The 12,987-nt window shown below is 68.0% G+C and carries 14 protein-coding genes; 9 read left to right on the top strand and 5 right to left on the bottom strand.

Going from position 1 to position 12,987, the window contains the following annotated elements:
* Positions 1–38: 38 nt before the first annotated feature.
* The gene (locus VNN10_04000; protein HXH21169.1) at positions 39–515 is read right to left on the bottom strand and encodes an Hsp20/alpha crystallin family protein; all 477 of its coding nucleotides are present in this window, start codon (positions 513–515) and stop codon (positions 39–41) included.
* Between the two features lie 295 nt (positions 516–810).
* Here VNN10_04000 and VNN10_03995 point away from each other — a divergent pair, with 295 nt between their 5' ends.
* The 7 genes from VNN10_03995 (at position 811) to VNN10_03965 (ending at position 7,008) form a co-directional block, all read left to right on the top strand.
* A complete protein-coding gene (locus tag VNN10_03995) occupies positions 811–1,560 on the top strand; it encodes a beta-phosphoglucomutase family hydrolase (protein HXH21168.1) in 750 nt (249 codons plus the stop codon).
* 88 nt (positions 1,561–1,648) lie between these two features.
* Positions 1,649–2,284 carry a LuxR C-terminal-related transcriptional regulator gene (locus VNN10_03990; protein ID HXH21167.1) on the top strand — a complete coding sequence of 212 codons (636 nt, stop codon included), beginning with the start codon at positions 1,649–1,651 and terminating at the stop codon, positions 2,282–2,284.
* 172 nt (positions 2,285–2,456) lie between these two features.
* A complete protein-coding gene (gene coxB, locus VNN10_03985) occupies positions 2,457–3,617 on the top strand; it encodes a cytochrome c oxidase subunit II (GenBank protein HXH21166.1) in 1,161 nt (386 codons plus the stop codon).
* Positions 3,618–3,639: 22 nt separating this feature from the next.
* Positions 3,640–5,511, top strand: coding sequence for a cbb3-type cytochrome c oxidase subunit I (locus VNN10_03980; GenBank protein ID HXH21165.1), 1,872 nt, complete (start codon positions 3,640–3,642; stop codon positions 5,509–5,511).
* Positions 5,512–5,754 carry a cytochrome C oxidase subunit IV family protein gene (locus tag VNN10_03975; GenBank protein HXH21164.1) on the top strand — a complete coding sequence of 81 codons (243 nt, stop codon included), beginning with the start codon at positions 5,512–5,514 and terminating at the stop codon, positions 5,752–5,754.
* Positions 5,755–5,756: 2 nt separating this feature from the next.
* Entirely contained in the window at positions 5,757–6,368 is a 612-nt protein-coding gene (locus tag VNN10_03970; protein HXH21163.1) for a cytochrome c oxidase subunit 3, read from the top strand.
* Positions 6,369–6,381: 13 nt separating this feature from the next.
* On the top strand, positions 6,382–7,008 hold the full coding sequence (locus tag VNN10_03965) for a TlpA disulfide reductase family protein (GenBank protein HXH21162.1): 627 nt from the start codon (positions 6,382–6,384) through the stop codon (positions 7,006–7,008).
* Positions 7,009–7,017: 9 nt separating this feature from the next.
* Here VNN10_03965 and VNN10_03960 read toward each other — a convergent pair whose 3' ends face one another.
* Both VNN10_03960 and VNN10_03955 read right to left on the bottom strand, forming a co-directional pair.
* Positions 7,018–7,488 carry a GyrI-like domain-containing protein gene (locus VNN10_03960; protein HXH21161.1) on the bottom strand — a complete coding sequence of 157 codons (471 nt, stop codon included), beginning with the start codon at positions 7,486–7,488 and terminating at the stop codon, positions 7,018–7,020.
* Between the two features lie 133 nt (positions 7,489–7,621).
* On the bottom strand, positions 7,622–8,125 hold the full coding sequence (locus VNN10_03955) for an Rrf2 family transcriptional regulator (protein HXH21160.1): 504 nt from the start codon (positions 8,123–8,125) through the stop codon (positions 7,622–7,624).
* A 201-nt stretch (positions 8,126–8,326) separates the two neighbouring features.
* Here VNN10_03955 and VNN10_03950 point away from each other — a divergent pair, with 201 nt between their 5' ends.
* Complete coding sequence (locus VNN10_03950) at positions 8,327–9,649, top strand: hypothetical protein (protein ID HXH21159.1); 1,323 nt, start codon at positions 8,327–8,329, stop codon at positions 9,647–9,649.
* A gap of 75 nt (positions 9,650–9,724) precedes the next feature.
* On the opposite strand, the gene VNN10_03945 is transcribed toward VNN10_03950, so the two are convergent.
* Positions 9,725–10,900, bottom strand: coding sequence for a GuaB3 family IMP dehydrogenase-related protein (locus VNN10_03945; GenBank protein HXH21158.1), 1,176 nt, complete (start codon positions 10,898–10,900; stop codon positions 9,725–9,727).
* A 175-nt stretch (positions 10,901–11,075) separates the two neighbouring features.
* On the opposite strand from VNN10_03945, the gene rsmI reads away from it, so the two are divergent.
* Positions 11,076–11,915, top strand: coding sequence for a 16S rRNA (cytidine(1402)-2'-O)-methyltransferase (gene rsmI / locus VNN10_03940; GenBank protein ID HXH21157.1), 840 nt, complete (start codon positions 11,076–11,078; stop codon positions 11,913–11,915).
* A 13-nt stretch (positions 11,916–11,928) separates the two neighbouring features.
* Here rsmI and VNN10_03935 read toward each other — a convergent pair whose 3' ends face one another.
* Positions 11,929–12,984 carry an NAD(P)-dependent oxidoreductase gene (locus VNN10_03935; GenBank protein ID HXH21156.1) on the bottom strand — a complete coding sequence of 352 codons (1,056 nt, stop codon included), beginning with the start codon at positions 12,982–12,984 and terminating at the stop codon, positions 11,929–11,931.
* Between the last annotated feature and the right edge of the window lie 3 nt (positions 12,985–12,987).

The raw sequence follows: 12,987 nt of genomic DNA, 5'->3' as shown, positions 1-12,987 counted from the left end.
TGCGGCGGGGCAGGTGCGAAGGGCGGACGCGCGCCGCCTTATGCCTGTGGCGGCGCCTTCACCTCGATCTTCTTCTGTTTCGCCTCCTCCTTGAGCGGGAAGACGATCTCGAGCACACCGTCCTTGAAGCTTGCTTCGGCCCGCTCCGTGTCGGCGCTCGCCGGGAGAGGCACCTGCCGCACGAAGCGCCCGTAGCTCCGCTCGCTGCGGTAGTAGTCCTTCTCCTTGACCTCTTTCTCCTCCCTGCGCTCGCCGGAAATGCGCACTCCGTCAGCCGTGGCCGTCACCTCGAGGTCCTGGGCGGTCATCCCTGGCACGTCAGCCTTGACGACGAGCGTCCCGTTGCGCTCGAAGACATCTACGGCGGGCCACGCCGGCGGCTCGAGCAACCTGCGGAAGCGCGGTAACGCCGGGAAGCTTTCCCAGAGACGGTCCATTTCCTCCCACAGGTCGCCCAGGCTTCTCAGCGGCCTGAAGCTTCGCTCGGTAATACGACGCTCCTCGTTCTCCGCCATTGCCTTCCTCCTTCAGATGTCTCTACCTTCACCCATCCGTCAGCCCGCCAGGAAGTGCCATGTGTCCCAACGGGTTCGAACGGCAAGGCTCGGGCCCACCCAAGGGCGTGCCAGGCAACGGTCCATCTGTCGATATCCGTGTCACGTGCCGGGCGTTGGCGCAGCGCCGGCCGTCCTCCCTGGACCTCTTTCCATCACCGGCTGTCGACGGACAGGGACGGGAGCTTATCTTCTCGATTATACCGTGGGTACCGGCGCCGCAAGCGGCGCCGGGCGCCCTACAGTGGATACCGTAATGCCCGGCTCCGCGTCGCTTCCGCTCAGGGGCCTCAAAGCCGTTATCTTCGACATGGACGGCGTGATCACGCAGACGGCCAGCGTACATGCGGCCGCCTGGAAGAGGACGTTCGATGGCTTCCTGGCCGCCCGCGCCGGGCCAGGCGCTTCCTTCCGGCCCTTCGATGACGCCGACTACCTGCGCTACGTAGACGGCAAGCCCCGCTACGACGGCGTCGCCGCGTTCCTCGCCTCACGCGGCATCTCCCTCCCCTGGGGTTCGCCCGAGGACCCGGCCGGCTACGACAGCGTTTGCGCCATCGGCAACAAGAAAGACCTGTACTTCGCCGAAGCCCTGGAGTCCCAACCCGTGCGTGTCTTCGAGTCGACCATCGACTTCATCCGGCGGCTGAAGGACGAAGGCATTGCCGTGGGCGTGTTCTCAGCCAGCCGCCACGCGCGGGAGGTGCTGCAGAAGGCGGGCGTCCTGTCGCTCTTCGACGCCAGAGTCGACGGGACGGACGCGGCCGGCCTCGGCCTGCCCGGCAAGCCGGACCCGGCGACGCTCGTCGAGCTCGCGCGGCGTCTGGGCGCCCGGCCCGCGGAGTGCGCCGTGGTCGAAGACGCGATCGCCGGCGTCCAGGCAGGGCGCGCCGGCGGCTTCGCCGCCGTGATCGGCATCAACCGCTCCGGGCCGCCCGGCTTCCTCAGGGAGGCCGGCGCGACGATCGAAGTGAGAGACCTGTCCGAGCTCGAGATGTCCCGCTGAGCACTGCCGCCCGCTGCCGCCTCGAGAAGAGCAGAACCGTCCGTTCGGCCCCTGACCGTTCGCGGGCAGCCGCTTAGGATTCCCAGTGATGGGCGCTCCGGCCGGTCATCACGAAGGCGAAGTCTTCGCCCGCATTCGCACGCTGGATGGCCTCTTCGTCACGGACCGCGACCAGCGCATCCTCTACTGGTCCGATAGCGCCGCCAGGCTGCTCGGTGTGGACGCCGCCTCGGCGGTCGGGCGCTCCTGCTTCGAGGTGTTGGTCGGCGTGGACTACGCCGGCCACCCCTTCTGCCGGGAGGAATGCCCGATCGCCGCCAACGCGGCGCGTGGCCGTCCCGTCCGCGACTATGAGGTCACCGTCCAGACTCATGATGGCCAGCGAAAGCTCATCAACAACAGCGTCCTGCTCTGGCCACGGGAAGGCGGCGGCTCCGCCGTGCTGCATCTTTTCCGCGAGGTGCGCCCGTCACGGCGCTTCGCGGCCCGCGGCCGCCGCGCCCGCCCCAGGCGCGAATCCGACAGCCTCGCCACGCCCCTGAGCCGCCGCGAGATCGAGGCGCTACGCCTCGCCGCCAACGGCATGAAGACCGCGGACATCGCCGCCGCCATGGGAGTCAGCTTCTTCACCGCTCGCAACCAGCTAGCCTCGGTCGTCCGCAAGCTGAACGCCCGCAACCGCATCGAAGCCGTCACTCGCGCCACCGAGAACGGCCTCTTGTAGCTCGCCGAAACCCCCGCGATAAGCGCCATCGCTATTGCGCAACTGCTGCACCCGGCGGCCTGACTCGCCGAAAGCCTGACCTGCTGAGGCGCCAATTGGTGCAAAAGCACCATGTTCTGGAATCAGGCCTCGGTTAGCCTCGCATCAAAGCGAAAGCGCGGAGGCCGCCCGGGTGCAGGTCCTGCTCGCCGTCCTCGTCTGTCTGGCGATGCCGCTTGGTATCGCGCTCATCTCCAGGCTCTCCGAGCGGCCCGGCCCCATTGCCCGCATCCGCCGAGACTCTCACCGCACCGCCATAGCCATCGCGCTCGCGCTGTGGGTCGTGCTCACGGCGGCCGGCGTCTGGGCGGCGGCCTCCATCGACTACTTTCCCGTCGTCCTCTCCGACAAAGGGGAGGACATCGAGGGCGCCTTCCGCGCCTTGACGATCATGGCAGTGCCTGTCGCCGCCCTCGTCGTCACTGTGCTCGTCTACGGCATCTTCCGCCGTGGCTTCCAGGAGCTTCCCGGCGACGCCGTCCCTTACGAGGGCAAGGGCACGGCCCCTGCGATCTGGTTTCTCGCTACTGCCGCCCTCACCGCCCTGGTCATCGTCTATCCCGGCCTTACCAGTCTCCACGTGGTCACTGCCCACGAGCACAACCCCGACCTCACAGTGAAGGTGGAGGGTATCCAGTGGACATGGCTGGTCACGTATCCGGACGCCGGCCTCGAGAACGTCCGCGAACTCGTCTTGCCGGTCGACAGGACCGTGACGTTCGAGGTCACGAGCCGCGACGTCCTTCACTCCTTCTGGATCCCAGCGTTCCTCATGAAGATCGACGCCGTGCCCGGCCTCACAACCCGCCTCTCCCTTAAGGCGACCGAAACAGGCGACTTTTCGATGGACCCCACCGTGCGCCTCCAGTGCGCCGAACTCTGCGGCCTGAGCCATGCGAGCATGAGCATCCCCGTGAGGGTGGTCTCTGGCAGTGAGTTCGAGGCGTGGAAGCGGGAGCGCCGCGAGCAGGCGGCCGCGGCGGCGGCCGGTGGCGGCGAAGCCATCTCTCTCGTCGCGAAGGACCTCAAGTTCAACCTCAAGGAGATCACGGTCGCGGCCGGGACGGCCGTGACTCTCACGCTGGATAACCAGGACGCCGGCGTCCAGCACAACTGGGCCCTCTACGAGAGCGAGCGCGCCGCCTCGCGCAACGCGCGGCCGCTGGCGGCCACGCCCCTGAAGGCAGGCCCCGCGAAGGACTCGACGACCTTCACCGTCGCCCGCGCCGGCACCTACTTCTTCCGCTGTGACGTCCATCCCACGACCATGACCGGCACCCTGCTGGCGAGGTAGCCGTGACACCGGAGGCAAGCCTGTGACTTCGACTTACGACGCCGCCAGGCCTGGCGTCTGGCCGGCATTCCTGCCCATCGCCCGCGGCATAGCCGGCGCAGCCGCCGGCTTCGCCCTGGGTGCTGGACTTGCCGCTATTGGCCGCAGTCTTGCCGGGAGCAGCGCCTGGGACACCGACCAGTCCTTCGTCATCGGCTACACCCTCGCCCTCCCCGGCTGGCTCTTCGGCGTCGGGGTATGGGAGCGCTGGGGCCGCGAGTGGTTCGGCCGGCCCGTCAAGGACGGCCCGCCGGGCTGGCACCGCTACCTCGCCTTCACCACCGACCACAAGGTCATTGGCGTGCAGTACCTGGTCACATTCCTGGCGCTGTTCCTGCTCGCCGGCCTCCTCGCCATGCTGATCCGCATCCAGCTCCTGGACCCCGTTGAGCCGGCGTTCGGCGAGGGCACCTACAACCGCATCATGAGCATGCACGGCATCATCATGGTCGCGGTCGCCGTCGCGGCCGTCATCGGCGGGTTCGGGAACTACTGCGTGCCGCTGATGATCGGCGCGGAGGACATGGCTTTCCCGCGCCTCAACGCGCTCTCTTTCTGGCTGGTGCCGCCCGTCGCCGTGCTGCTCCTTCTCGCGCAAGCCTTCGGCGGCTGGGACTCAGGCTGGACGGCCTACCCGCCTCTCAGCGTCACTAACGCCCACGGCCAGGTCTTCTTCAACCTCGCCATCATCACCTTCGGCCTGTCGTCGATCCTCGGCGGCCTGAACTTCATCGTCACCATCGTCTTCATGCGCGCGAAGGGCATGACCTGGGGCCGCCTGCCGATCTTCGTTTGGTCGATGTTCGCCGCCGCCCTCCTCGCCCTCACCTTCACGCAGTTCTTCGCCGCCGCCATGCTGATGGTGACCCTGGACCGCATCGCCGGCAGCGTCTTCTTCAAGGCGGACGCGGGCGGCGCGCCTCTCCTCTACCAGCACGTCTTCTGGTTCTACTCGCACCCTGCGGTCTACATATTCGTCCTGCCTGGCTTCGGCGCGACCCTGGAGATCCTGTCCCACTTCTCGCGAAAACCCCTGTTCGCCTATCGCTGGGCGGTCGGCGGCCTGCTCGGCATCGTCTCCGTAAGCGGGCTTGTCTGGGCGCACCACATGTTCGTGAGCGGCATGGACCACTCGCTCCTCGCCCCTTTCCTCGTTACGACCGAGATCATCTCCATCCCCACCGGGCTGATCTTCCTCTCGGCCGTCGGCACCATCTGGATGGGCAACCTCTGGCTAAAGGCGCCGATGCTCTTTGCCCTCGGCGTCGTCTTCAACTTCCTCATTGGCGGCGTCACCGGCATCTACCTCGCCGACGTCCCGACCGACCTGGCGCTGTCCGACACCTACTTCGTCGTGGCCCACTTCCACTACACGATCATCGGGGCGGAGATCTTCGCTCTCTTCGGCGCGGTCTACTACTGGTTCCCGAAGATCACCGGCCGCATGTACCACGAAGGCCTCGCCCAGGTGCACTTCTGGGTGATGTTCATCGCCTTCAACCTCACCTTCCTACCCATGTTCGCCGCCGGCCTCGGCGGCATGAACCGCCGCGTCGCCACGTACACGCCTGACCTCCAGGACCTGAACGTCTTCATCGGCGTGATGGCCTTCATCCTCGGTTCCAGCTTCCTCTTCTTCCTCGGGAACGTCTTCGTCTCCCTCAAGGCCGGCGCCCGCGCCCCGGCCGACCCCTGGCGTGCGCGCACCCTGGAGTGGCAGACGACTTCGCCGCCGCCGGTCGAGAACTTCCCGGCGCCGCCCGTGGTCGACGGCGGCCCCTACGACTACGGCATCCCCGGGGCCCGGCCCCACGCCGCTTTCCCCCTTCCCGCCATCACTTCGGAGGTTGGCTAGATGAACCGCGACGGCCACCATCGCCTCGAATCCCCGGCAGCCACCAGGCAGACGAACCCCGTTGTCCTTGGCATCGTCGTTTTCGCGCTGCTCATGGTGCTGACTGTCCTCGAGTACTTCGTGTTCCTGTGGCTGGACCGCAACCTGCCGCTGATGATCGCGATGAATGTCGCGGACGCCGCTTTGATCATGGTCTACTTCATGCACCTGCCCCGCGTCTGGCGCGGTCGTGAGGACCACTAACCATGGCCGTCGAAGCAGCCGTCGCCGTCCACCCTCCTGCCGCGCATCCTCCCGCCACGGGCACCGCGCACGGCCACGACCATCCCGCGCGCCGCTCGATGAACCAGGTCGGCCTGTGGCTCTTCTTCCTCTCCGAGTCCTTCCTTTTCGCCGCCCTGCTTTCCGCCCGCTTCTACCTTGCCGGCTTCAAGGCCTCCGAGCACGTCGATCAGCTCCTCGGCCTCGCCATTACGCTCGTCCTGGTCTGCAGCAGCTTTACCGCTTACATGAGCGAAACGGCGATCGCCCGTGGCGACCGCGCGAACTTCATGCGCTTCCTGCTCGCCACGATCTTCCTCGGCATCGTCTTCGCCGTCGGCGTCGGCTTCGAATGGTCGGAAGCCCACTTCAGCATCCATGAGCCCTACGGCACCGCCTTCTTCTCGATGACCGGGCTCCATGCCTCCCACGTCATCAGCGGCGTCGTGATGCTGGCCATCGTGGCCTACCTGGGCGCGCGAGGCCACTTCAGCGCCGAGAGCCACTGGGGCGTCGAGGCGACGATCAAGTACTGGCACTTCGTCGATGTCGTTTGGGTGTTCTTCTACCCCGCCCTCTACCTCGTGAACTGGTGACGGCGTCGTCCTGATGGCCACATCCACCCGTCTCGCTTTCGGCGCGGCCGCGGTCGCTGCCCTTCTCGGGCTCCTGTGGGCGCTGGGACTCCTGTCACCGGCCGCGACGAGCACCGCGACGACGGGCGTGCGGCCGCTTGCCTTGCCGCCGGACACGAACATCGAGACCCCGCGCGCTGGCTCCCTGGCCGTCGGGCTGAGGCCAGGTGAGCTCGCGCCCGACTTCGCTTTCTCCGGTTACCTGGGCGAGCGTCAGCGCCTCTCGGACTTCCGCGGGAGGATGGTGGTCCTGAACTTCTGGGCCAGCTGGTGCTCGCCCTGCAGGGCCGAGATGGCGGACCTCCAGGCGGCGCTTTCGCGCTACGGCCCGGACCGCCTGGCCGTGCTCGCCGTGAACAACGGCGAGTCCTACTCCACCGGCCTTGCCTTCCTGGAGCGCGAAGGCATCGCGCTCACCGCCTTCGCCGTGGATACCAGCGGCGACATTGCCGAACGCTACCGCGTGCGCGGAATGCCGTCCACCTACTTCATCGACTGCCGCGGGGTCGTCGTGGCGGCCATCGCCGGCCGCATCGATACCGCCCTGATCGACGCCACTCTCGCGGGCGCTGGGGCGGCGGGTTCGTGCGCCCGCGGCTAGGCAGATGGACTAAGGCGCCAGGGGCTGGATGACCTGCGTGCGCCACTGCGATGGGTCATCGACCTGGGACGGGTCGGTCCAGTACACCTCCATGGGAGGGCCCGACCGCCTTCGCCGGTTGGCCTTCAGCCACTCGTCCAGCGCAGCGTACGCGTCGCCGATGCGGTCGTAGGGGCCAGTGTGCCACGTCGCCGCCGCTGACCCGCCGGGCAGCTCTGCCGGCACGACCCGCCAGCGCCGCGGCACCTCCGTTGGGGTCGGGTATCCGGCCTCCACGTCGACTCCCTTCGCGTCGACGGCGTAGTAGCGGGCGAAGGGCGGCCCCGATGGCGTCACCTTCATCTCCCGCAGGTATTCGGCCACGGCGCCCAACATCTCTGACAACGCTGCCCCGATGTTGGCGAGAGTCGTGGTCTCTCGGATCACGGCCGCGTTCTGCCCCTCCAGCTCCACCAGGGAAACCTCATACGTCGCGACCATCTGGTGCCTCCTGTCCCGTCGTGCCTCAGCCACGACCGGCTCAGCACCATTGAGCGCCCGCCTCCCGCCGGGTGTCAGGGCCTTGCGGACTCGCCTGCCGGTCCGAAAGTCACGAAAACGGGCAGCCCGCGCGTCAGGGCTCCCGGGTGCCGCGGCGCGGCCGCGCCGCCAGGCCGGTGACTCGCGGTTCCGAGTGCTGCGCGTCACGCTCGATCACTTCGCCGCGCTTCAGCCGGATGTCCCACTCGAGCACCGACGCCAGCATTTGTTCGCTGAGCGCCGCGCTCAGCGCCTTGTGCGCATGCTCCCAGGCCGGGTGCAGGGCGCACACTTCCTCCCAGTGGCAGGGCCCTCCCAGGAGGGTGCAGCGCTCTGGCCAGAGCGGCCCCTCCGCCGCCTCCACGAGCTCCAGGAGCGAAATTTCGGACGGCGCTCGCACGAGCCGATAGCCGCCGCGCTGGCCCGCCCTCGACTCGGCCAGTCCGGCCTTCACGAGCAGGTTGAGTATGTGGGGCGTATAGCCCAGGGGTAACGCCATCTCCGCGGCCACCTCGCGGATCTTGCGCATCTCGCCGCTGTCCCAGGCGCGCGCAAGCGCGAGTGCAGCCCTGATCACATAGTCGCCACGACGAGTCAGCGACAGTTCCAGCCCTGGCCTCCGCTCCGGCGCGCCGCCGCGCGCCCTCCCTTCGCGGACTACGGTACGTGTACCACCGTACTCAACGTAGAGCCGAAAGGCCCTACGGCGGCCTGCCGCTACGCCCTAGTCTCGGATCGTGCACCACATCGGAAGACCTGCGCCTGCTGTCCTCCCGGGGCCGGCCGAGTGAGTAGGCCCATGCCCACCGGGGCGATACCTCTCGTGCCCATCGAGCGGCGCGATCCCGAGCGCTACCGTCTCTTCGCGCTCTCCAGCCTCGCCTTCGCCGTCCTCGGCGGCTTCGCGCTGGCGATTCACATCCCTCTTGGCCGCATCCTGGAGTGGGCGAGCGAAGGGCGAAGGCCCGATATGGTGCAGGTGCACGGCCAGGTCCAGCTCCTCGCCTTCGCCGGTCTCTTCGTGATGGGCATGGCCATGCGGCTCATGCCGAGGTTCGCGTCCACTTCTCTGCGACTCGAGGCGCTCGTCCTGCCCGTCTGGGGCCTGTTCGTCGCCTCGCTCGGGGCCAGGCTTCTCGTGTCGCTCTGGCTGCCTTCGGAACCCAGGACAATCGTGCACCTCGCGACCCAGTTCGGCATCCTTCTCGGGTCGGCCGGTTTCTTCCTTATCGTGTATGCCACGCTGCTCGTCGACACCCGGCGGTTGGAGGCCACTGCCTGGTTCTTCCTCGCTGGCGCCGCCTTTCTGGTCCTGCAGGCCGGCGCGGCTACGTTCGTGGCCATCCGTGAGGCGCCCAGCGACGAGCGCACCCTGCCCTACCTGCCGAACACCGCCGTGCTCTTCCTCCAGCTGGGCTTCGTGATGTCCTTCATCGGCGGTGTCGCGACGCGTGCGATACCAACCATGTCCGGCTGGCGCCGCCCCGAGCCCGGCGCGAAGCGCGCCGCCGTCGCGTTGAGCGCCTCGGTCCTCCTCGCCGCCCTGCCCCTCCTCTGGCTGGAGTACGAGGGCTACTCCACCGGAGTCGCCCGCCTCGCCGACCTCGGCCTCATTGCTTTCGGCGGCTCCCTTGTCGCCATCGCCGGCCTCACAGGGGCGCTATGGCCTGAGGAGCAGCGCCTGCGCCCCGCCTCGCAGCCTCACATGCGCCTCGTGAAGGCAGCCCTCATCTGGATGCTCCTCGCCGGTGGCTACGCCGTCTACGCCGGCGCGGCCGCCTTCGTCGAGGGCTCTCTGCCCCACTTCGACCGTCTGGACGCGCTCCGGCACGCCCTCGGCGCCGGCGTCATCATGACGCTGATCTTCGGCATGGCGCTCATGGTGCTCCCCGAGTTCGCCGGCGAGCGCCAGCGTCCCAACCGTCAGCGACAGCTGTCTTCGGCGCTGCTGCTTCTGGCCCTGAGCGCCGCGGCGCTGCGCGTGCTCCCCTCGCTGTTCGGCACCCGCATCGGCCCCGACGAGCGCAACTTCATGCTCCTGGCTGCCGGCATCGCCGGCGAAGCGGGAGTCCTGCTCTTCACCGTCGCCTTCGCCCGCCTCGTCTTCCGGCGCCGCGCCTGACCCGGGAGTCAGCCGCTTGCGCGCGACGGCGCCAGGCGCCGTCGCGGGACGCTATCGAGATGGTGGCAGGTTGGCTTAGGTGAGGCCGGCGAGCTGGAAGCTCTTGCCCTCCGTCTTGATCGAAGGGGCGATCACCAGCTCCGCCTCCTGGAACTCGCGCACGGTGCGGGCGCCGCACATGCCCATCGCTGTCCGCAGCGCGCCTACCAGGTTTTCGGTGCCGTCGTTCCGCGAGGTCGGGCCGAAGAGGACACGCTCCAGCGTGGTGTTCACTCCCACCGTGATCCGCGCGCCGCGCGGCAGCTCGGCGTGCGGCGTCGCCATGCCCCAGTGGTTGCCGCGGCCCGGGGCCTCCGCCGTGCCCGCGAGGATGGAGCCGAGCATCACGGCGTCCGCCCCGGCGGCGATTGCCTTGCACATGTCCCCCGACTTCTGGATGCCGCCGTCGGTGATGATGGGGACGTAGCGGCCCGTCTCGCGGTAGTAGTCGTCGCGGGCGGCGGCGCACTCGATGGTCGCCGACACCTGGGGCACGCCGATGCCCAGCACTTCGCGGCTCGTGCAGGCGGCGCCGGGCCCGACTCCGACCAGCACCGCGGCGACGCCCGTCTCCATCAGCTCCTTGGTCGCCGAGTAGCCGACCGTGTTGCCCACGACAACCGGCACTGGCAACTCGCGGGTCAACTTCTCGAACCGCAGGCCCTCCAGCGAGTGGGAGATGTGCCGGGCAGTAGTCACGGTGGACTGGACGACGAAAATGTCCACGCCGGCCTCGACGGCTATGGGCGCGAACTTCTTGGTGTTGGCGGGCGTGCAGGAGACCGCGGACGTGACGCCCTGCTCCTTGATCTGGCGCACGCGCTCAGCGATGAGGTCCGGCTGGATCGGCTGGCTGTAGATGTGCTGCAGGAGGGCCGTGACCTTGTTCTTCGGGGTGGCGGCGACCTCTTCGAGCATGGGGCCGGGGTCGGCGTAGCGGGTCTGGATGCCCTCCAGGTTGAGCACGGCCAGGCCGCCGAGGCGTCCGAACTTGCCCGCGAAGGTCGGGTCGACCACGGCGTCCATGGCCGCCGCGAGCACCGGAATGCCGAAAACGAAATCCCCGAGCGTGAAGGTTACGTCCGTCAGCTCGGGGTTTACGGTGAAGTTGCCGGGCACGATGGCCACTTCGTCGAACCCGTAGGCGTGCCTCATGGTCTTGAGGGAGCTGCCTACGTCCGGCCTCCCCAGCACCTCAATTGCGGTCTTCATGCTCGCCACCCCCTGCCTGCTATATTCGAAGAATATAGGGCCCGCTCGCCGAAAGGTCAAGCAATCGGCTATGTTGCCTATACCGATTAACAGGAACCCGGAAACAGGGACCATGGGTTACAGGGACGTTTTCCCCCCGTTCTCTGCTTCCCGTCTCCGGCATCCTCCAGACTAAATGGCCACCCTCTACGTCGTCGCGACGCCAATCGGCAATCTCGAAGACGTCACGCTGCGGGCGTTGAGGGTACTGAGAGAAGTGGGCCTCATTGCCGCCGAGGACACGCGCGTCGCCAGGAAGCTCCTGGCGAGGCACGGCATCGAGGCGAGGCTCATAAGTTTCAACGATCATAACAAATCCATCCGTTTACCGGAGATCATCGGCAGGTTGGCGGAAACTGACATAGCCCTCATCTCGGACGCCGGCACTCCGGCCATCAGCGACCCCGGGGTCGAGCTCGTCGCCGCCGCGCGGGCTGCCGGCCACGCCGTCGTGCCGGTCCCCGGCCCCTCGGCCGTCGTCACGGCCCTCTCGGTCGCCGGCCTGAGGGCCAGAACCTACCGCTTCCTCGGCTTCCTCCCACGCGAAGCGGGGCCTCTTCGCCGCTTGTTCGCGTCGCTTGCCTCGGGTCCCGATACTCTGGTGGCCTTCGAGGCCCCCGGCAGGGTCAAACGCACTCTTCAGCTCCTGGCCGAGACCCTGCCCGAGCGCCGCCTCGCGGTCTGCCGGGAGCTCACGAAGCTTCACGAAGAGGTCCTGGTCGGCACCGCGGCCGACGTCCTCGCGCGCCTCCACGAAGCGCGAGGGGAGTTCGTGCTGGTGATCGAGGGTGCGCGCGCCGCGAAGCCGCAGCCGGCGGACGAGTCCGCCTGGCGGGAGGAGCTAGCCGCCATGCGCGACGTCGGCCTGACGCGCTCGCAGGCCGCGGCGCTGCTCGAACGCCGCTACGGGGTCTCCCGGCGGCGCATGTACGAGCTGTGGCTGGATGCTGGCGGACGCCCCGGCCCGAGGGCCTGAGGCCGCCGCCCGTCTAGAACACGCGCTTCGCCAGCCCCAGCGCCCCCTGGCGCCAGGGGACCCTGTGCGAGATCCCCGATGCCTGTGCGAACTGCTCGCGGTTCTGGATGTACCACTCGAAGTTGCGCAACAGCGCGTCCTTGTTCGAGTACTTCGGCGAGAAGCCGAGCTTCTTCTCCGCCTTCTCGATCGAGACGTAGGACTCCTTCGAAGCCGTCTCGTACACCCACTTGTATAGCGGCGAGATGTGCAAGGCCTCCAGGATGCGCAGGACCCAGATGGCTGGCGCCGCCGGGATGGGAATGATGCGCTTCCCGTGCCCGGCGCGGTCCAGGACCGCCTGATAGTCCTCCTTCATCGTCCCGAAGACCTTCGCGCCGATGTTGAAGGTGTCGTTTACCGCGTCCTCGGGCAACGTGAGGCAGAGACGGATCGCCTCACAGAGGTCCTCGACGTCCAGGAGCTGGTACAGGTTCTTGCCGCTGCCCAGGACCGGGAAATTGTGGCCCTCCAGCGCCCAGTCGTACAGCAGGGCGAAGACGCCCAGGCGTTCGGGGCCGATGAACGACTTCGGCCGGATGATCGGTACCACGAGGCCCTTCGCGCGGTACTCGAGCGCGATCATCTCCGCTTGGATCTTCGCCTGACCGTAGGGCCCAACGCCTTCGAGGCGGTCGTCTTCCCTCAGCGGGTGGTGGTCGGGGATGCCGTAGACAGCGGTGGACGAGATGTGGACGGCCCGCTTGACGCCGTGCGCGAGCGCGGAGGCGAGCACGTTCCGCGTGCCCTCGACGTCCGTAGTGTAGATGTCCCGGGGCTTGTACAGCGGTAGCGCCGCCGCCGTGTGCACCACGTAGTCGGCGCCCTCCATCGCGCGGTCGACCGCCTCGCGGTCGCGGATGTCGCCCGTCACGACCGTGACCTTGTCGCGCATGTCCGGGTAGTCGAACTCCGCGATGTCGAGCGACGTGATAGCGTAGCCGCGCGCGTGCAGGTAGCGTGCCAGGTTGATGCCCAGGAACCCGGCGCCGCCCGTTATCAAGACCTTTGGGGTCGCAGCTTCAGACATCTC

The sequence above is a fragment of the Dehalococcoidia bacterium genome (genome assembly GCA_035574915.1).
In the GTDB taxonomy this organism is placed as follows: Bacteria; Chloroflexota; Dehalococcoidia; order DSTF01; family WHTK01; genus DATLYJ01.
Note: the sequence above shows the minus strand (reverse complement) of the source record. Positions and strands in the feature narration are given on the sequence as shown.